We start from the raw sequence: 19,835 nt of genomic DNA on the forward strand, positions 1-19,835 counted from the left end.
CTCGGCCGTGTCAGACCGCGTCCAGTGCGCGGTCGATCAGCCTGATCACGTTCTCGGTGCCGTTGCGTGTTCCCGCCGTCTCGGCGGCTGCGGCCATCCGGTCGAGCCTGTCCCTGTCTCCCAGCAGCGGCACGACGATCCGACGTACCGCATCGCCGTCGAAGGTCGCGTCGTCGAGGAGCTCGGCGGCACCTGCGGCCACCGCCGACCCCGCGTTCAGGCGCTGCTCGCCGTTGCCGACCGAATAGGGCACGTAGAGCGCGGGGATGCCCAAGGCGCTGATCTCGCTGACCGTCGCCGATCCGGACCGCGACACGATCAGGTCCGCCAGCGCGAAGGCCAGGTCCATGCGGTCGACATAGCGACGCAGTGCGTACCCCTCCACGCCAGGATCGGCGAGATCGCTGCGCTCGCCCGTCACGTGCAGCAGCTGCCACCCGGCCGCGAGGATATCGCGCCAGGAATCCGCGAGAGCCTCGTTGAGGCGCTGGGCACCGAGCGATCCGCCGAACGCGAGCAGGACCGGACGATCGGCGTCGAGGCCGAAGTACTCCGCTGCCTCCGCACGCGTCGCCTCACGATCGAGCGCGATGACCTCCTGCCGCAGCGGCATCCCGACCGTCTCGCTGCCCCGGAGCGGCGTGCCCTCGAAGGCGACGCCCACGGCGGCGGCGCGACGAGCCCCGAGCACGTTCGCGAGACCGGGCTTGGCGTTGGCCTCGTGCACCACGAACGGCACACCCTCGCGCCGCGCAGCCACGTAGGCGGGTGCGGACGCGTAACCGCCGAACCCGACGACGACCTCGACGCGGTGGCGTCGGATATGCGCGCGCACCTGAGCGATCGCGCGGCGGAAGCGCACCGGGAAAGCCGCGGCCTGGCGGTTCGGACGACGCGGGAACGGGACCTTGTCGACGACGAGCAGTTCGTAGCCTCGCGCGGGCACCAACCGGGACTCCAGCCCCTCGGCGGTCCCGAGCACGAGCACGGTGGCATCGGCGTCGCGTTCACGGAGCGCGTCGGCGACGGCGAGCAGGGGATTCACATGGCCGGCGGTGCCACCGCCGGCAAGGAGGTACGAGGTCACCTGGTGACCCTACCCCGCCCGGCTGATGGCTTCTCGACCGGCTTCTCGACGACGGGAATGGTGCGCGCGAAGGCGAGCAGCACCCCGCACGCGATCAGCACGGCGAGCAGCGCCGTACCCCCCTGGGACATGAACGGGAGCGGGACGCCCATCACCGGGAACACACCGATCACGACGCCGATGTTGAGCACGGCCTGACCGACGATCCACACGGTGATGCCACCGGCGGCGACGCGGATGAACGGATCCGGCGTCTTGCGGATCACGTGGAAGGCGCCGACGGTGAAGAACGTGAACAGGGCCAGGACCACGATGCAGCCGATCAGCCCGAGCTCCTCCCCGACGATCGCGAAGATGAAGTCGTTGCCGGCAGCGGGCAGCCAGCCGTACTTCTCCTGGGAGTTGCCGAGCCCGAGGCCGAAGATCCCACCCGATGCCATGCCCCAGATGCCGTGGATGGACTGGTAGCAGTCGCTCTCGTACAGCGCCATGTTGTCGCACGTCGCCGTGATGCGCCGCATCCGGTCCTGGCTCGACAGCGCATAGGCGAGGACGGCGACGATGCCGATCACCACCGGGATGATGAAGAGCCGGAGCTTGACGCCCGAGAAGAAGAGGCAGCCGAGCAGGATGAGCACCAGCACCATCGCGGTGCCGAGGTCCTTCCCGGCGAGCACGGTGCCGATCGCGAGCGCGCCGACCGGGATCACGGGGATGAAGACGTGGTGCCACGTGCCGAGCATCGCCTGCTTGCGCAGCAGCACCGCGGCGATCCAGAGCGCCAGCGCGAGCTTGAGGAACTCGGAGGGCTGCAGCGTGAAGCCGGCGATGTCGATCCAGTTCCGGTTGCCGCCGTCTTCGATCCCGAGCGGCGTGAACACCAGGAGCTGAAGGGCGACGGCGCCGAAGAGGGCGGGCCACGCCATCTTCTTGAGGAATGCGACGGGCAGACGGCTGATCAGGAACATCAGCGGGACGCCGAGGAGCGCGAACACCCCTTGGCGGAGAACCCCGCCCATCGGATCGGCGCCGCTGGCGACCGCGGTCGCACTCGTCGCGGAGAGCACCATCACCAGGCCGAAGAGGGTCAGCAGCAGAGCGGTCGACGCGATCAGGAGGAACTCGGTCGACACCGGAGTGAACCGGCGGCCGAGCGACACCCGGGCGGCGAGTCCGCCGGACTCAGAGCGCGGAGGGCGGGACACCTGCGTCATCGGCGCTCCCCCGGTCTATCCAGTCACGCACCGCCTCGGCGAAACGGTGCCCTCGATCCGCATAGCTCGAGAACTGATCGAACGATGCCGCCGCCGGGGCCAGCAGGACTGTGCCCTCGCCGTCGACGATCCCCGACGCGATCTCCACGACACGGTTCATGACCTGTCCAGTCTCGCCAGCATCGACCTCGAACACCGGTACCGACGGCGCGTGTCGCCGGAATGCCGCGACGACGGAGGTCCTCTCGACCCCGATCACGACCGCAGCGCGTGCAGTCGCACCGACATCGGCGACGAGGTCGGCGATGTCGACGCCCTTCAAGTCTCCCCCGACGACCCACACCGCACCGGGGTAGGCACGCAGCGATGACGCGGCGGCATGCGGATTGGTGGCCTTCGAGTCGTCGACCCAGGTGATGCCCGCATGCCGCGCGATGACCTGGATGCGGTGCGCGTCCAGGCGGAACGACTGCAGGGCGGAGTGGATGGCCTCGGGTTCGACTCCCAGCGAACGCGCCAGGGCGCTGGCGGCAAGGATGTTCTGCACGATGTGCGGAGCCGCGAGTCCGACCTCGTCCAGTGCCGCGATGGTCGTGAGCTCGAGCGCGCTGCGCGCGCGGTCGTCGAGGAACGCCCGGTCGACGACGAGTCCCTCCACGATGCCGAGGTCGCTCGGACCTGGGATGCCCAGATCGAACCCGATCGCGCGGGCACCTTCGACGACCTCGGCTTCTTCGACCATGAGCCGGGTCGCATCATCGGCCTTGTTGTAGACGCAGGCGACGCGGGTGTTGCGGTAGACCACGGCCTTCGCATCCCGATACGCCTGAGCGCTGCCGTGCCACACGAGATGGTCGTCGGCGAGGTTGAGGCACACGGCCGCGTGCGGGAACAGCTCACCCTCTGGCCGCGACTGGCCGAGGTACCAGAGCTGGTGGCTGGAGAGCTCGACGACGAGCACGTCGAAGCCGGCAGGATCCCGCACCGCATCGAGGACGGGCACGCCGATGTTGCCGCAGGGCGCTGCCCGGAGACCGCCTTCGACCAGCAGCGACGCCGTGAGCTGGGTAGTGGTCGTCTTGCCGTTGGTCCCGGTGATGAGTACCCAATCGGCCGGCGTTCCGTCGGCGCGGACCACCTTGTCGCGGACACGCCAGGCCAGCTCGACATCGCCCCAGATCGCGATTCCCGACTCCTGCGCCCAGCGGATCACCGGGTGCGACGGCGAGAACCCGGGCGAGGCGATGACCACCTCGGGGGCGAAGTCCACCAGCGCGGCCGGCACCTCGGCGAGGGAGCCGAGTTCGAGGCCGGCACCGATCACCGGGAGCAGACGCGCATACTCCTCCTCCGCGGACTCGCTGAGCACGAGCACCTGCGCACCGAGCTCCGCGAGGGTGTCGGCAACCGAGAAGCCCGTCATCGACAGCCCGAGGACGGCGACGCGGAGATCGCGCCAATCGGCGTTCCAGCTGGTGAGGCTGCTGAGGCGATCAGTCGACACGGGTGAGCCATTCGACGTAGAAGAGGCCGACGGCGGAGACCGCGAGGAGCCCGGCGATGATCCACATGCGCACCACGATCGTGACCTCGGACCAGCCGCGCATCTCGAGGTGGTGATGGAAGGGGCTCATCAGGAACAGGCGCTTTCCTCGCGTGATCTTGAAGTATGCGCGCTGCAGGATGACAGAGCCGGAGGACAGGACGAAGACGCCGGCGATCACCAGCAGGAGGAGCTCGGTGCGGGTCAGGATCGCCATCGCGGTGATGACGCCGCCGATCGCCATCGAGCCGACATCGCCCATGAAGACCTTCGCCTTGGGCGCGTTCCACCACAGGAATCCGATGAGGCTGGCGGCGACCGATGCGGCGATGATGGCCAGATTGAACGGGTCGCGCACCTCATAGCATCCGCCGAGGGCATCGGGATCGCCGCCGATGCAGGGCTGCTTGAACTGCCAGAATGCGATCACGCTGTAAGCGCCGACGACGATGACGCCGGCTCCGGCCGCGAGTCCGTCGAGACCGTCGGTGAGGTTCACGCTGTTCGAGGTCGCGACGCCGATGATCGAGATCCACACGAGGTAGAGGATCCAGCCGAGCACGACGCCGAAGGCGAAGAGGTTGAGCCAGGTGATGTCACGGAACAGCGAGATCGCAGGGCTCGCCGGCATCTGCCCCCATCTGTTCGGGAAGTTCAGAGCGACGATGCCGAACGGGATGATGACCAGCAGCTGGCCGATCACCTTGCGCCACCCCGACAGCCCGAGACTGCGCTGGCTGCGCACCTTCATGTAGTCGTCGATGAATCCGACGGCGCCGAAACCGACCATCAGCCAGATCACCAGCAGCGCAGAGAGCGCCGGGACCTCTCCGCTGACCAAGACGCCGGTGAAATATCCGACGATGGATCCGACGATGAAGATGACGCCACCCATGGTGGGGGTGCCGCGCTTCGCCTCGTGACTCGGGTTGTGGACCGACTCGGGGGTGCGGATGACCTGCCCCCAGCCCCACTTCCGGAAGAGCCGGAGGAAGACGGGAGTCAGGAACAGGGTGAAGGCGAGCGAGATCGCCGCCGACATGATGAGTGACCTCACGAGAACAATTCTCCCAGACGATCGCCGAGATGCCGGAGGCCCACGGAATTGGATGACTTCACGAGGACTCGATCACCGTCGCGGAGCTCGGTGCGGAGATACTCGAAGGCGGCGTCCTGATCAGGCAGGTGGATGGCCTCACTGTCCCAGGAACCCTCGCCGACGGCGGCGAGGTAGAGCCGCCGCGCCTCGGGCCCGACCACGACGATGCGTTGGATGTTGAGCCGCACCGCGAGCAGACCGATCCGGTCGTGCTCCTCTCCCGCGCTCTCGCCGAGCTCGGTCATCGCGCCGAGAACGGCGACGGTGCGCTCATCGGGGCCGGTGATCTGCGCGAGAGTCCGCAAGGCCGCGGCCATCGAGTCGGGGCTGGCGTTGTACGCGTCGTTGATGATCCGCACCCGGTCGCTGCCCAGCGGCTGCATGCGCCACCGCTCGGCGATCTCCACCGTCTCGAGTCGCGCGACCGCATCTGCGGGCGTGACGCCGACGACGACGGCTGCGGCGATGGCCGCCAGTGCATTGGACACGTGATGCGCTCCGAGGACGCGCAGGCGCAGCGCCAGGCGGTCTCCGCCGACCTCGACGGTGCAGGACGTGCCGAAGGCGGAGACGGCGATGTCGTGCGCACGGACATCGGCACTGGGCCCCTGCCCGAAGCCGACGACCTGCAGACCACGCGTTTCGGCGAGCTCCCGCATCGCGGCGACCCTGTTGTCGTCGATGTTGAGGACGGCGGTACCGGGAACCCGAGCCGCTTCGACGAGCTCTGCCTTGGCCTTCGCCGTGGCTTCGATCCCGCCGAATCCTCCCGCATGAGCCATGCCGACCATGAGCACGACGACGACATCCGGCTCGACGAGACCGGCGAGGTGCGCGATGCTGCCGGGTGCCGCTGCCCCGAACTCGCTCACCAGGAACCTCGTGTTCTCCGTGACGCGGAGCATCGTGACCGGGGCCCCGACCTCGTTGTTGAACGACTTGACCGGCGCGACCGTCTCGCCCTCGTCCTCGAGGATGCGCGCCAGGAAGTTCTTCGTCGTGGTCTTTCCGTTGGATCCGGTGATGCCGATGATGCGGAGGGAGCCTCCGGCACGCACGCGCGCCACGACCTCTCTTGCCAGCTCCCCCAGCGCAGCGACGGCGTCGGCGACGACGATCTGGCTGACCGGCACATCGACCGGGTGCTCCACGATGGCCAGCACGGCGCCGGCAGCGACCGCGGACCCCACGAATTGGTGTCCGTCGGTCTCCGCGCCGGGCTTGGCCACGAAGATCGAGCCGGGGACCATCGTCCGCGAGTCCGTATCGACGAGGCCGTCGACGACGGTCTCGGCGGTATCTTCTCCGGCCACGCGCAGATCACCGCCGATTGCGGCGGTGATCTCAGCGAGCGTCAGGGCGATCATTTCATCTCCATGCGCGGCTCTCGCCGACTATCCGAACTTGGGAAGGAGCTCGTCCATCGGGACAGAGGACGGCATCACGCGATACGTTTTCATCACCTGCGTCATCGCCTTCTGGAAGGCGGATGCGGTGGCCGCGGACGATACAACCTTAGTCGGCTCGTCGAGGGTGACCACGACGACGTACTGGGGATCGTCCACCGGCGCGAAGCCGACCATGCTGGTGTAGTACACGCCGTTCTTGTAGCCGCCGTTGACGGGGTCTGCGACCTGAGCGGTACCGGTCTTGCTCGTCACACGGTAGCCGGGGACCTGGATCCGCTCGGCGTTACCACCCTGAACGGCGACGTTCTCGAGCATGCGCGTGATCTCGGACGCGGTCTGCTTCTCGATGATCTGCTCGTGCTTCGGCTTGTCGGGCGAGGCGACGCTGCCGTCCGCCTTCGTGCACGACTCGACCAGCGAGAGGTCGATCTTCTCACCGCCGTTGGCGATCGCCTGGTACGCGCCGGCGAGCTGCGCGGCTGTGACCGTGTAGTACTGGCCGAACGTCGTCGTGTAGAGCGACTGGCTGTCCCATTCACTGACCGGGTGCAGCGTGCCGCCGACCTCGGAGGGGAAGTCGATCGTCTTGTGCCCGACCCCGAACCGCTCCAGGTAGTCGTAGCGCACCTCGGGACTCACCATGGTGCCGAACTTCGACAGCGCGACGTTCGACGAGTCGATGAGCCCGCCGGCGAGGGTGTAGTTGTACGCCGGGTGGTTGAACGCGTCGTTGATGACCGCGCCGTTGGGGAATGTCTCCCGCGACGACGCCGTGACGGTGCTCAGGGGCGTGAGTCCGGCACCCTCGATGGCGGCGGCGGCGGTGATCGCCTTGAAGGTCGACCCCGGCTCGAAGTCCCTGTGGAAGATCTGGCTGTACCGCGTCTCCGGCGTCGAGGAGTCGAGGTCGTTGGGGTCCAGGGACGGCCACTCGGCCGCCGCACGGATCTTCCCGGTCTTCACCTCGACGACGGTCACGGTGCCACCCTTGGCACCCTGCTTCCGTGCCTCTTCGCCGACCATCTGCTGCAGATACCACTGCAGATCGCTGTTGATGGTGAGCTGCACTGAACCGCCGTCGACGGCCTCCACCGTGCGCTCGCTGCCCGGGATCACCACGCCGTTCGCGCCTCGGCGGTACGACTCCTCGCCATCGATCGGCGCAAGGCACTCCTCGCCCAGCTTCTCGACACCGGCCTGGGCGGTCCCCGAGCCGTCGAGGAAGCCGAGGACGTTACCGGCGACCGCGCCGTTCGGGTAGACGCGGGTCTCTCTCGCCTCCATGTGGAGGTAGGCGAGCTTCAGGTCGCGCAGCTCGATGTACTGCTCGGTGGTGAGGGATTTCTTCAGCGGCGCGTACTGACTCTGCGAATCCTTCGCGAGTGCATCGGCGACGAGCGCGCGCACCTCGTCGCCCGTCTGCCCGGTGATGGCCGCGATCTTCTCGGACGCCTCCGCCCAGGGCACCTTCGGATCCTTCTCCTCGAACTGTGTGATGACGAGCGGGCTGAGTTGCGCGTCGTACACCATGACGCTCGATGCGAGGACGGTGCCACCGGCATCGACGACCGAGCCGCGCTGACCGGAGATCGTGTCCCCCACGCCGATCTTTGTGAGCGACTGCGCGACGTGCTCGTCGGCACTCACGACCTGGATGTCGACGAGGCGCACCACGAAGGCCGCCAGCACGGACAGGATGACGGCGAGGGCGACGACGGTGCGTCGCCGCGGTCCGCGGGTGGCTCGTGTCGTCATGGCTTTCTCCGTCGATCGTGTGTGTTCAGCGTGTCGTGGGGCTCGGGAGTCCGTCGGTGATCGCCGGCGGCAGGTCCTGAGTGGTCTGGCCCGTCGCTCCTGCATCGGTCGCCGTCTTCGTCGGCGTGGGCTTGACGATGAGCGAGTTGCTCACCGCACCCGCGCCTCCGGGGTTGACGGTGGAAGTCCAGTCCGCGCCTGCGCCGGTGCCGAACACCGTTCCATCGCTGAGGCGCAGGTACGACGGCGATCCCGCCACCACCATCCCGAGCCCCGCCGCGCTGTTGGCGAGCACCTGGGGTGAGCTCAGCCCGGTGAGCTCCTCCTGGAGCGCGTGGGTCTGCAGATTCAGTTCACGCTGCTGGGATGTGAGGCCGGCGAGCGTGAAGGAGTCCTGCGTGATCGCTAGCGACAGCGCGACCTGGACCGCGCCGATGGCCAGGGCACCGCCCAGGGCGACCAGTGCGTACGCGAGCTTGGGTTTGCGTCGGACGGCAGGCTGGGTGACCGGTTGAAGCCTCCGCTGCGGCTCACGTGCCGGGGCGACCGGCTGGACCGGTTTGCGGACGACGGCGTTCAGGCTCATGCGCTCTCCCGCAGCTTCTCGGCGGCGCGAAGACGCACCGGGATCGCACGCGGATTGCGCGCGCGTTCTTCGTCGGAGGCGAGTTCCGCCCCCTTGGTGAGGATGCGGAACTTCGGAGCATGCTCGGGAAGCTCGACAGGGAGCCCTGCCGGAGCCGTCGAAGCTGCGGCAGCGGCGAACGCCTGCTTGACCAGGCGGTCCTCGAGCGACTGGTACGACATCACCACGATGCGTCCGCCGACACCGAGCGCGTCCATCGCGGACGGGATCGCGTCGGCGAGCACGTTGAGCTCCGTGTTCACCTCGATGCGCAGGGCCTGGAACACGCGCTTGGCCGGATGCCCGGCGCGCTGAGCAGCAGCCGGCGTCGCGGCGATCAGGATCTCGACCAGCTGGCCGGAGCGGGTGATCGGCTGCTTCTGCCGGGCGTCGATGATGAAGCGCGCGTAACGACCGGCGAGCTTCTCCTCGCCGTACCGCTCGAAGATGCGCCGCAGATTGCCCTCGCTGTACGTGGCGATCACGTCGGCCGCCGTGACGCCCTTGGTCTGATCCATCCGCATGTCGAGCGGCGCATCCTTCGAATACGCGAACCCGCGCTCGGCTTCATCCAGCTGCAGCGAGGAGACCCCGAGATCGAAGAGGATGCCCGCCGCGCCCTGGGCGTGCAGGCCGATCTCGTCGTACACCGTGTGCACGAGCGTGACGCGGTCCTTGAAGCGGGCGAGCCGCTCCCCCGCGATGCGCAGGGCGTCGGTGTCGCGGTCGAGCCCGACGAGACGAATGTTCGGGAAGCGCTCGAGCAGCGCCTCCGAGTGGCCGCCCATGCCGAGCGTGGCATCGACGAGCACCGCTCCGTCCGCCTGGAGGGCAGGAGCGAGCAGCTCGACGCAGCGGTCGAGCAGTACGGGGGTGTGAATGTCTCGGAGGTTCATGATCTTTCTCGGGGTGACCTTCGGCTCTGATCCCCCTCCGCTTCTCGACCCGGCACCGGGGAAGTGTGTCGGGGCGGGAGCGGCGGGGCATCACAGCCGTGGTCAGAAGAGTCCCGGAATCACCTCCTGCTCGAGGTCGGAGTAGGTCTCCTCGCCGGCGGCGAGGTAGGCGTTCCAGCTCTCGGCATCCCAGATCTCGGCGTGGGCGCCGACTCCGGTGACGATGAGCTCCTTCTGCAGTCCTGCGTACTGACGCAGATGCGCGGGGATGGTGATGCGGTTCTGACTGTCGGGCATCTCCGCGCTCGCACCGGAGAGGAACAGTCGCATGAAGTCACGCGCCTGCTTGTTGGCGAGCGGGGCCTGGCGGATCCGCTCGTGCATCGTCTCGAATTCGGCCGTGCTGAACACGTAGAGGCAACGCTCCTGGCCACGCGTGACGACGATGCCGCCGCCGAGGTCCTCGCGGAATTTCGCAGGAAGGATGACCCGTCCTTTGTCGTCCAGCTTCGGTGAGTGCGTACCCAGCAACATCGGCCATCACCCCCTCTCCGTCCGGCCAACTCGAGGTGCGCCCCACTTTACTCCACTTTCCTCCACTTACCTACGACCAATCCGCAGAATCAGGGGCGAGGACATTCCGGGCGCGCCAAAGAACCGCGGAATTCCGCGGTGGAGGAAGGTGGAGCGCCAGTGGAGGATCAGCGAGGGCTCGCGTTAACGACAGAAGCCCGGATGCTCAGCATCCGGGCTTCTGTCATGAAAGATCTGGGGGGTCAGTGACCGTCCTGGCGCCGATCCCAGCGGTCGTTCATCCGATCCATGAACGAGGCGGAATCCTGACGCTTCGAGGCGGTGCGTTCACGAGGCTCTGAGGGAGTCGATCGGCGCACGGGCATGACGGCGATCATGACGCCGGCGAGCATCGCCGCGAATCCGATCACACCGACCACGATGCCCCACACTCCGCCGAGGATGACACCGGCCACGAGGCCGCCGACTCCGGCGAGCAGAAGGAGAGCACCGTAGACCAGATTTCGGTAGCTCAGTGCACGGTCGCCGGACGGCGCGCTGACGACGTCGGCATCGTTGTGAAGGAGATGGCGTTCCATCTCGTCGAGCAGACGCTGCTCCTGTTCGGAGAGTGGCATTTCGTCCCCCTCGGGTATCGTGCGTTCCATTCTACGCGCGCCCGGGCTCCCGGGGCTAGCAGTTCGATGTCCCCATGCTTTACGTATGCTGGGAGTCGTGCCGTCTTCCTCCCCCGTCCCCGGTGCGGTCGCCGCGCGCCTCGACCGATTCCTCACCCGGATGCGCGAGGAATCCTCGGAGTACGGACCGGATGCCGCCTCTTTCCTTGATGCCGCTGCCGGCACGCTCGAAGGAGGGAAGCGCCTGCGCGCCCGGTTCTGCCATGCCGGATGGCGTTCCGTCGCCCGCTTCGACGACCGCGATGCGAACGAGACCGACGCCCTGTGGGACGTCTGCACTGCGCTCGAGATCTTCCAGTCGGCCGCCCTCGTGCACGACGACCTGATCGACAACTCGGATACACGCCGCGGGCGGCCTGCCGCCCATCGCGCGCTCGAGGCGGCGCATCGGTCCGCCGGCTGGTCGGGAGACGGCGAGGCCTTCGGGCGCGCCTCGGCGATCCTCCTCGGAGACCTCCTCGTCGCGTGGAGCGATGACCTGCTCGAGTCCGCGCTGGACGCGCAGCCCCACGCTCGGGCGGTGCGCTCCGAGTACGCGCGGATGCGACGGGATGTGACCACCGGCCAGTTCCTCGATATCGCCGAGGAGTCGGCCTGGAGCGTCAATGACGGTCGGCTCCACGCCGAGAGGGCGTTGCGCGTCGCGTCGCTCAAATCCGCCCGCTACAGCATCGAGCAGCCGCTGGTCCTGGGCGCCGCCCTCGCCGGCGCCCACACGGATCAGACCGCGGCGCTGCGTCGCTTCGGCCACCCGGTCGGCATGGCGTTCCAACTCCGCGACGACGTGCTCGGCGTCTTCGGCGACGCCGCCGTCACAGGGAAACCCGCCGGGGATGATCTCCGTGAAGGCAAGCGCACCGTTCTCGTCGCACTCACCCGGCAGACTCTGGACGCATCGGCGAGGAACCTCCTGGACGAGATGCTCGGCGACCCGGACCTGACGACGCAGCAGGTGTCGTTCCTGCAGGCCACCATCGCCGACTCCGGTGCACTGGACGAGGTGGAGGCGATGATCACCGAATACGCTCGCGAAGCAGACCGGGCTCTATCCGGCGCACGGCTCGACAACGCCGCGGTCGGCGATCTGCGCGAGCTCGCGCGAGCCGCCACCGTGCGCTCGGCCTGACGTCGGCTCGCCTCAGGCGAGGGTGCGCGCGAGTCGCCGGACCGCGCTCTTGTGGCCGGCCAGCAGCGCATCGATCGGCGATCGGCCGAGGGTCTCCTCCTCCGCGAGGAGCCAGTCGATGAGCTCGTCGTCGGTGAAGCCGGCATCTTGGAGCACGATGATCGTTCCCCGCAGCGAGCTGAGCGGATGCCCATCGACGATGAACACCGCAGGAACCGCGAAGACGCCGCTGCGACGCGATCCGACCAGATAGTGGTCGTCGATCAGGCGGCGGACACGACCGAGGGGCTCGTCGAGCACCTCGACGAGCTCGGGCATCGTCAGCCACGCGACGTCAGCGGCGGCAGGGGTTCCAGCAACGTTCTCAGACACGTTGCCAACTATCTCATCTCTGCACGGGCGTCGCATGTCACCCCTCCAGTCACATCTGTCACTTGCGTCACTTCTGTTGACTTCCGTTTACATCCGTGTCAGCGTGAAGTGCTCGAAAAGGGGGCCCGCCTTGAGAACCAAGACCGCCACGCGTCGAACGCGAAACCTGCAACTCGGAGTGCCTGCCGCCGTTCTCGGCGCTCTCGCCGCCACTCTCTCCGCGGCGCCGGCAGATGCCGCAGCGGCCACCGATCTCACCCCGGTCGAACGTCAGCGCAGCACACCCGTACGGGTGGTGCCCGCCCAGGCGGTGCCGGCGAGCTATGTCGTGCGCCCGGGCGACACGGTCTCATCCATCGCGTCGAGATTCGGGCTCCGCACCGTCGATGTGCTGACCTGGAACCATCTCTCCTGGCGCTCGGTGATCTACCCGGGTCAGACCCTCACGCTGCGGACGGCCGCTGCGGCGCCCGCGGCCACCCCTGCCGCTGCTCCCGCGCCGACCGCCGCCGCACACAAGGTGGTCGCGGGTGACACCGTGTACGCCATCGCACAGAAGTACGGAACCACCGTCGACGCGGTTCTGGCCGCGAACGGGCTCACACGCGCATCGGTGATCTACCCCGGCCAGAGCCTGGTGGTCGCCGGATCCGCTGCGCCCGCCGCCGCGCCGGCCGCCGCGCCCGCTCCCGCTCCTGCGACTGCAGCCGCCGCGGCCCACACCGTCGTCGCTGGCGACACCGTCTTCAGCATCGCCCAGAAGTACGGCACCACGACGCAGGCGGTCTTCGCCCTGAACGGACTGGGGCCGACCTCGATCATCTACCCCGGTCAGAAGCTCGCCGTCCGTGCGGCTCCGACTCCCGCACCGGCGACAGCCGCAGCAACCACGGGCGGACAGCGGTCGGCGACCCTCGACGGCGAGCAGGCAGCGAACGCGGCCCTCATCATCCGCGTCGGCCGCGAACTCGGGGTCTCCGATCGGGCGATCGCCATCGCGCTCGCGACCGGCATGGTGGAATCAGGACTCCGCAATCTCGACTGGGGCGACCGCGATTCCCTCGGCATCTTCCAGCAGCGTCCGAGCACCGGGTGGGGAACGCCGGCGCAGATCATGGACGCCGACCGCAGCACCCGCGTCTTCTACGGCGGTCGGACCGACCCCAACGGACATGTCACGCGCGGCCTGCTCGACGTCGCCGGATGGGAGAGCATGCCTTTCACCTCCGCCGCGCAGGCCGTGCAGATCTCGGCCTATCCGGACAAGTACGGCCAGTGGGAGACGCAGGCCTACAGCTGGCTCGCCCTCCACGGCTGACCACTTCCATAAAATCCGCAGGGTCGAGAGGTGAGCCGCTCCCCTGTCTTTCAGGCAGTTCTCAATAGAATTCTGACGTGACGACCAATCAGCAGGCCGACCCCCTCATCGGGCGGCTTGTCGACGGTCGGTACCGCGTGCGCGCCCGGATCGCGCGCGGAGGGATGGCCACGGTCTACGTCGCCACTGACCTCCGCCTCGAACGGCGGATCGCGCTCAAGGTCATGCACGCGCATCTCAGCGACGACTCGGCTTTCCAGAGCCGCTTCATCCAGGAGGCCCGAGCCGCCGCCCGCCTGGCGGATCCGCACGTCGTCAACGTGTTCGATCAGGGGCAGGACGGCGAACTCGCCTACCTCGTGATGGAGTATCTGCCCGGCATCACACTGCGCGAGCTCCTGCGCGAGCAGAAGCGCCTCACCATCCCGCAGACGATCACGATCATGGACGCGATCCTCGCCGGTCTCTCGGCAGCACACCGCGCCGGCATCGTGCATCGCGACGTCAAGCCGGAGAACGTGCTCCTCGCGGAGGACGGCCGCATCAAGATCGGCGACTTCGGTCTCGCCAGAGCGACCACGGCGAACACGGCGACCGGGCAGCAGTTGCTCGGGACCATCGCCTACCTCGCCCCGGAGCTCGTGACCCGCGGGACCGCCGACGCCCGCAGCGACATCTACGCCCTCGGGATCATGCTCTACGAGATGCTCGTCGGCGAGCAGCCGTACAAGGGCGAGCAGCCCATGCAGATCGCGTTCCAGCACGCCACCGAGTCGGTGCCGCGTCCGAGCGTGCGAAACCCCGCCGTGCCGGAACAGCTCGACGAACTCGTGCTCTGGGCCACCGAGAAGTCTCCCGACGAGCGCCCGGACGACGCCCAGCAGATGCTCGAACGTCTGCGCGAGATCGAGCGCGAACTCGGCGTCACCCCGACAGCGGCGAGAGCGACCGCTCCGCAGCACAGCCATGGCGACTCCGGCGACCTCACCAAGGTGATGCCGGGGACGATGGTCATCGCAGACCCGACCGCTCCTGTCCCCGCCGAGATCGACAACGCGACGCTCCTTCGACGACGAGCATCGAAACGGCGAGCCCGCGGGGCGTTCCTGCTGACACTGGTGCTGCTGCTGGCGGTGCTCGCCGGCGGCGTGGGCTGGTGGTTCGGGTCCGGGCCCGGCTCGCTCATCGCCGTGCCGGGTGTCGCGGGAAAGACCTACGACGAGGCCGCAGCGCTCCTGGTCGACGCGGGGTTCGTTCCGACGCAGAAGGACGCGTCGTCCGTCGAGGTCGAGGCCGGAGCGGTGATAGAGACCGATCCCGAAGAAGGCGCACGCCTCGACAAGGGCACCACCGTCACGGTCGTCGTGTCATCCGGTCCCGCGTCTCACGACATCGATGCGGTCGCCGGGGTGGCAGTGGACGACGTCCGCTCGGCGCTGCAAGCCGCCAACCTCGAACTCACGGAGGACGAAGAGTACTTCGGCGACCTCGACGACGGCAAGGTCATCAACGTCCGCATCACGCCGCGCGACGGCGGAGACGCGTTCGGCTGCGCCGAGGGCTGCACGGTCCACGAGACCGACACCGCGACGATCCAGGTGTCCCGAGGCCCTGTTCCCGATGTCAGCGACCTGAGCGTCGCCCAGGCGACCGACGCTCTCACGGGCAAGGGGCTGAAGGTCAATCCGGAGAGCCTCTACCAGACCAGCGACAACATCGGGAAGGACCGGGTCATCGGGATCGCCGACCGGCCGTCGGAAGGCGCCTGGCGCCCGGGCGAGACCGTGCAGCTCATCATCTCCCAGGGTCCCCCGCTGTTCGACGTGCCGGATGTGTCCGGAATGACCCGCGACGAGGCGACGGGTGCGCTGAACGAGGCAGGCTTCAAGTGGTCCTACACGAGCGGCACGGGGCTCCCGGACTCGGTGTGGGATCTCTTCGCCAACGAGAACACGAAGGTCGAGTCGTACAGTCCGACCGATGCCCAGCGCAAAGGGACGACCATCACGCTCACGATGAGCTTCTCCGGCTGAGGCCGGATAGACGAAAAGGGGACCGGAAGACGATTCCGGCCCCCTCTTCGTATCGAGCGTCAGCGCTTCTCGAGCTCCTCGGCCACGAGGAACGCCAGCTCCAGCGACTGCATGTGGTTCAGGCGGGGGTCGCACAGGCTCTCGTAGCGCGTCGCGAGGGCTGCCTCGTCGATCTGCTCGGATCCGCCGAGGCACTCCGTGACGTCGTCACCGGTGAGCTCGACGTGGATGCCGCCGGGGAAGGTTCCCACAGCGCGGTGCGCCTCGAAGAACCCGCGCACCTCGTCGACCACGTCGTCGAAGCGACGCGTCTTGTAGCCGGTCGGCGTGGTGATGCCGTTGCCGTGCATCGGGTCGGTGACCCACAGCGGCTGCGCACCGGAGTCGCGGACGGCCTCGAGCAGCGGCGGCAGAGCGTCGCGGATCTTGCCCGCGCCCATCCGCGTGATGAAGGTGAGTCGACCCGGCTCGCGCTCGGGGTCGAGCTTGTCGATCAGCGCCAGAGCGGTCTCGGGCGACGTGGTCGGACCGAGCTTCACGCCGATCGGGTTGCGGATCTTGGAGAAGTAGTCGACGTGCGCGCCATCGAGCTCACGCGTGCGCTCGCCGATCCAGAGGAAGTGCGCGGAGGTGTTGTACGGGGTGTCCGTGCGGGAGTCGATGCGCGTCATCGGGCGCTCGTAGTCCATCAGAAGGCCCTCGTGCCCGGTGAAGAACTCCACCCGCTTGAGCTCGTCGAAGTCGGCGCCTGCCGCCTCCATGAACTTGATCGCGCGGTCGATCTCGGCGGCCATGCGCTCGTAGCGCTGGTTGGCCGGGTTCTGCGCGAAGCCCTTGTTCCACGAGTGCACCTCACGAAGGTCGGCGAAACCGCCCTGAGTGAACGCGCGGATCAGGTTCAGCGTGGACGCGGCCGTGTGGTATCCCTGCAGCAGGCGACCAGGGTCCGCCGTGCGAGAGCCCTCGGTGAAGTCGTAGCCGTTCACGATGTCACCGCGGTAGGCCGGCAACGTTACGTCTCCTCGGGTCTCCGAGTCGCTCGAGCGCGGCTTCGCGAACTGGCCGGCCATGCGACCCATCTTCACGATCGGCATCGAGGCGCCGTACGTCAGCACCACGGCCATCTGCAGCACCGTCTTGATGCGGTTGCGGATCTGCTCGGCGGTCGCCCCGGCGAAGGTCTCGGCGCAGTCTCCGCCTTGCAGCAGGAAGGCCTGGCCGGAGGCCGCACGAGCGAGACGGTCGCGGAGGTTGTCGACCTCACCCGCGAACACCAGCGGCGGGAGACCCGCGATCTGACGGGAGACGTCGGCGACGCGGTCCGCGTCAGGCCACTGCGGCTGCTGCTTGATGGGAAGCGAGCGCCATGCATCAAGGGCTTCGATGTGGTGCGGGAGCATGCGTTCCAGCCTAGTGGTCGCGCGTACCGCCCAGACGCGCGCGGGGGGGCTATGTGACGCGGGTCGGGAGGCGGTCCTTGACCGTCGACGCGTAGACGTCTTCGTAGGTCTGTTCGCCGAGCCGCTGCAGGGCCACCATGATCTCGTCGGTGACGGATCGGAGGATGTAGCGGTCGTTCTCCATACCGGCGTACCGGGAGAAGTCGAGGGGCTCCCCGATCACGATGCCGACGCGGACGATGCGCGGCAGGCGCCTGCCGATCGGCATCGCCGTATCGGTGTCGACCATGATCACCGGTACGACCGGAACCTTCGCCTCCAGCGCCATCCGTGCGATCCCCGTGCGGCCGCGGTACAGCTTGCCGTCGGGACTGCGCGTGCCCTCGGGGTAGATGCCGAGCAGGTCGCCGCCGCCGAGGACCTGCAGCCCCGTGTTGAGGGACGCCTCGGAGGCCTTGCCACCGGAACGGTCGATCGGGATCTGACCGGTGGCCTTCATGAAGAACTTCGTCGCCCACCCTTTGAGGCCGCGCCCGGTGAAGTAGTCGCTCTTCGCCAGGAAGGACATCGGACGGTCGATCACCAGCGGCAGGAAGATGGAATCGGCAAAGGAGAGGTGGTTGCTCGCGAGGATCGCCGCACCGTTCGCGGGCACGTTGTTCCGCCCCACGATCCAGGGGCGGAAGACACCCTTGACCACGGGGCCGATAACGACGTACTTCATCAGCCAGTAGAACATCGAGGTGAAGTCTAGCGCCGCCGCGAGCCGCACCCCGGAGTTCTCGCGTTCTCGACCTTGGAAGCGACTGAGTCTCACCTCGGGCGCGACCGGATTCCATGCCCTACACTCGAAGGACACCCGTGCCCGACCGGTACCGAAGGAGCTGCCGTGGTCCAGTTTGAAGTCCCCGCGATCGTCCCCGCCGATCCCGACGCGAACGTCGCCGACCTGCTGGTGAAGCGTGTCGAAGCCACTCCGGATCGTGCGCTCTTCTCCGTGCCAGACGGTGACGGGTGGCGCGACATCTCGGCCGCCGACTTCCAGACCGCCGTGGTCGCACTGGCGAAGGGTTTCGCCGCGGCCGGCATCCAGCCCGGCGAGAAGATCGGCTTCCTCGCGCGCACGACGTACGAGTGGACGCTCGTGGACTTCGCGCTCTTCTATGCCGGCGCGGTGATGGTGCCGATCTACGAGACCAGCTCGCCGTCGCAGATCCAGTGGATCCTCGAGGACTCCGGGGCGATCGCTCTGATCGTGGAATCCCCGGAGCACTTCGCCCGCGTCGATGAGGTCCGCGGAGACCTGCCGCTGATCCGCGAGGTCTGGCAGCTGCACCTCGGGGCCATCGACACCCTGACCGCTCAGGGCGCGTCGGTGAGCGACGCAGAGATCGAACGACGCCGCACCCTCGCCGTCGGTTCCGACATCGCGACACTCATCTACACCTCCGGCTCCACCGGTCGGCCGAAGGGGTGCGTCCTCACGCACAGCAACTTCGTCGAGCTGTCCCGCAACTCCGCCAAAGCGCTCGACGCCGTCGTGCAGACGCCGGGCGCCTCGACGCTCCTCTTCATCACCACGGCGCACGTGTTCGCTCGGTTCATCTCGATCCTCGACATCCACGCCGGCGTCCGCACCGGGCATCAGCCCGACACGCGTCAGCTCCTGCCGGCTCTCGGGTCGTTCAAGCCGACCTTCCTCCTCGCCGTGCCCCGCGTGTTCGAGAAGGTCTACAACTCGGCCGAGCAGAAGGCCGAGGCCGGAGGCAAGGGCAAGATCTTCCGCGCCGCCGCCGACGTCGCCATCGAGCACTCGAAGCTGCTCGAGGCAGGCAAGAAGATCCCCTTCGGGATGAAGCTCAAGTTCGCCCTCTTCAACAAGCTCGTCTACAGCAAGCTCCGCGAGGCGATGGGCGGCAACGTGATGTACGCCGTCTCGGGCTCCGCTCCCCTGGGCTCCCGCCTCGGACACTTCTTCCACAGCCTCGGCGTGGTCATCCTCGAGGGATACGGTCTCACCGAGACGACCGCACCGGCGACGGTGAATCTGGCGGACAAGTCGAAGATCGGGACCGTCGGACCTGCTCTCCCCGGCGTCGGCGTCCGTCTCGCCGACGACGGCGAGATCGAGGTCCGCGGCATCAACGTGTTCAAGGAGTACTGGAACAACCCCGAGGCGACAGCCGAGGCCTTCAGCGAGGGCGGCTGGTTCCACACCGGCGACATCGGCAGCTTCGACTCCGAGGGCTTCCTGACGATCACCGGTCGGAAGAAGGAGATCATCGTCACGGCCGGCGGCAAGAACGTCGCTCCCGCAGCGCTCGAGGACCCGATCCGCGCCAACCCGATCATCGGACAGGTCGTCGTCGTGGGCGACCAGCGTCCCTTCATCTCGGCGCTCGTCACCCTCGACCCCGAGATGCTCCCGACCTGGCTCGCGAACAACGGCCTCGACGCCAAGATGTCGCTCGCGGATGCGTCGAAGAACACCGCTGTCCGCACCGAGGTGCAGCGCGCGGTGGACATCGCGAACGCCCATGTCTCGCGCGCCGAGTCGATCCGGAAGTTCACGATCCTCGACTCGGAGTGGACGGAGGCATCCGGTCACCTGACGCCGAAGCTCTCGATCAAGCGCAACATCATCATGAACGACTTCGCCGACGAGATCGCCGCGATCTACGACGAGCCCGTGGCGACGACCAACGTGGCGATCGGCGGCTGACGCTCGCCCCCAACCACCCCTTCAT

Annotated in this window: 17 protein-coding genes; 4 read left to right on the forward strand and 13 right to left on the reverse strand. The window is 67.8% G+C overall.

The annotated features are described in order from the left end of the window. Window positions 1–10 precede the first annotated feature (10 nt). From ACWGO6_RS12685 to ACWGO6_RS12730, 10 genes are all read right to left on the reverse strand, one after another. Window positions 11–1,087, reverse strand: a complete 1,077-nt coding sequence (locus ACWGO6_RS12685) for a UDP-N-acetylglucosamine--N-acetylmuramyl-(pentapeptide) pyrophosphoryl-undecaprenol N-acetylglucosamine transferase (protein WP_452326874.1) — start codon at window positions 1,085–1,087, stop codon at window positions 11–13. Next, on the reverse strand, window positions 1,084–2,301 hold the full coding sequence (gene ftsW, locus ACWGO6_RS12690) for a putative lipid II flippase FtsW (RefSeq protein ID WP_136042177.1): 1,218 nt from the start codon (window positions 2,299–2,301) through the stop codon (window positions 1,084–1,086). Before ftsW ends, ACWGO6_RS12685 begins: the two co-directional genes overlap by 4 nt. After that, entirely contained in the window at window positions 2,270–3,805 is a 1,536-nt protein-coding gene (gene murD, locus ACWGO6_RS12695; protein ID WP_452326875.1) for a UDP-N-acetylmuramoyl-L-alanine--D-glutamate ligase, read from the reverse strand. Before murD ends, ftsW begins: the two co-directional genes overlap by 32 nt. Then, complete coding sequence (gene mraY, locus ACWGO6_RS12700) at window positions 3,795–4,901, reverse strand: phospho-N-acetylmuramoyl-pentapeptide-transferase (RefSeq protein WP_376106834.1); 1,107 nt, start codon at window positions 4,899–4,901, stop codon at window positions 3,795–3,797. The genes murD and mraY overlap by 11 nt, the downstream gene beginning before the upstream one ends. Beyond that, a complete protein-coding gene (locus ACWGO6_RS12705) occupies window positions 4,898–6,310 on the reverse strand; it encodes a UDP-N-acetylmuramoyl-tripeptide--D-alanyl-D-alanine ligase (RefSeq protein WP_452326876.1) in 1,413 nt (470 codons plus the stop codon). Before ACWGO6_RS12705 ends, mraY begins: the two co-directional genes overlap by 4 nt. Before the next feature lie 27 nt (window positions 6,311–6,337). Next, window positions 6,338–8,107, reverse strand: a complete 1,770-nt coding sequence (locus tag ACWGO6_RS12710; RefSeq protein WP_452326877.1) for a peptidoglycan D,D-transpeptidase FtsI family protein — start codon at window positions 8,105–8,107, stop codon at window positions 6,338–6,340. A 25-nt stretch (window positions 8,108–8,132) separates the two neighbouring features. Then, window positions 8,133–8,693, reverse strand: a complete 561-nt coding sequence (locus tag ACWGO6_RS12715; RefSeq protein ID WP_452326878.1) for a hypothetical protein — start codon at window positions 8,691–8,693, stop codon at window positions 8,133–8,135. Further along, on the reverse strand, window positions 8,690–9,628 hold the full coding sequence (gene rsmH, locus ACWGO6_RS12720; protein WP_136042183.1) for a 16S rRNA (cytosine(1402)-N(4))-methyltransferase RsmH: 939 nt from the start codon (window positions 9,626–9,628) through the stop codon (window positions 8,690–8,692). Before rsmH ends, ACWGO6_RS12715 begins: the two co-directional genes overlap by 4 nt. Before the next feature lie 102 nt (window positions 9,629–9,730). Beyond that, the gene (mraZ, locus tag ACWGO6_RS12725) at window positions 9,731–10,162 is read right to left on the reverse strand and encodes a division/cell wall cluster transcriptional repressor MraZ (protein ID WP_056418591.1); all 432 of its coding nucleotides are present in this window, start codon (window positions 10,160–10,162) and stop codon (window positions 9,731–9,733) included. Between the two features lie 242 nt (window positions 10,163–10,404). Further along, entirely contained in the window at window positions 10,405–10,779 is a 375-nt protein-coding gene (locus ACWGO6_RS12730) for a DUF3040 domain-containing protein (protein WP_452326879.1), read from the reverse strand. 97 nt (window positions 10,780–10,876) lie between these two features. Between ACWGO6_RS12730 and ACWGO6_RS12735 the strand changes: the two genes are divergently transcribed. Continuing rightward, window positions 10,877–11,965 carry a polyprenyl synthetase family protein gene (locus ACWGO6_RS12735; RefSeq protein ID WP_452326880.1) on the forward strand — a complete coding sequence of 363 codons (1,089 nt, stop codon included), beginning with the start codon at window positions 10,877–10,879 and terminating at the stop codon, window positions 11,963–11,965. A gap of 12 nt (window positions 11,966–11,977) precedes the next feature. Here the strand turns inward: ACWGO6_RS12735 and ACWGO6_RS12740 are convergent, their stop codons facing one another. Beyond that, window positions 11,978–12,337: an Rv2175c family DNA-binding protein gene (locus tag ACWGO6_RS12740; RefSeq protein WP_342589085.1), complete on the reverse strand. Its 360-nt coding sequence runs from the start codon at window positions 12,335–12,337 to the stop codon at window positions 11,978–11,980. A gap of 130 nt (window positions 12,338–12,467) precedes the next feature. Between ACWGO6_RS12740 and ACWGO6_RS12745 the strand changes: the two genes are divergently transcribed. Further along, on the forward strand, window positions 12,468–13,655 hold the full coding sequence (locus tag ACWGO6_RS12745; protein ID WP_240745087.1) for a LysM peptidoglycan-binding domain-containing protein: 1,188 nt from the start codon (window positions 12,468–12,470) through the stop codon (window positions 13,653–13,655). 77 nt (window positions 13,656–13,732) lie between these two features. Further along, on the forward strand, window positions 13,733–15,688 hold the full coding sequence (pknB, locus tag ACWGO6_RS12750) for a Stk1 family PASTA domain-containing Ser/Thr kinase (RefSeq protein ID WP_376106856.1): 1,956 nt from the start codon (window positions 13,733–13,735) through the stop codon (window positions 15,686–15,688). Window positions 15,689–15,747: 59 nt separating this feature from the next. On the opposite strand, the gene ACWGO6_RS12755 is transcribed toward pknB, so the two are convergent. Beyond that, complete coding sequence (locus ACWGO6_RS12755; RefSeq protein ID WP_136042188.1) at window positions 15,748–17,088, reverse strand: class II 3-deoxy-7-phosphoheptulonate synthase; 1,341 nt, start codon at window positions 17,086–17,088, stop codon at window positions 15,748–15,750. A gap of 49 nt (window positions 17,089–17,137) precedes the next feature. Beyond that, the gene (locus ACWGO6_RS12760; RefSeq protein ID WP_136042189.1) at window positions 17,138–17,827 is read right to left on the reverse strand and encodes a lysophospholipid acyltransferase family protein; all 690 of its coding nucleotides are present in this window, start codon (window positions 17,825–17,827) and stop codon (window positions 17,138–17,140) included. Between the two features lie 150 nt (window positions 17,828–17,977). On the opposite strand from ACWGO6_RS12760, the gene ACWGO6_RS12765 reads away from it, so the two are divergent. Further along, the gene (locus tag ACWGO6_RS12765; protein ID WP_452326881.1) at window positions 17,978–19,810 is read left to right on the forward strand and encodes an AMP-dependent synthetase/ligase; all 1,833 of its coding nucleotides are present in this window, start codon (window positions 17,978–17,980) and stop codon (window positions 19,808–19,810) included. The last annotated feature ends 25 nt before the right edge of the window (window positions 19,811–19,835 follow it).

The sequence above is a fragment of the Microbacterium sp. NPDC055665 genome, assembly GCF_053618035.1.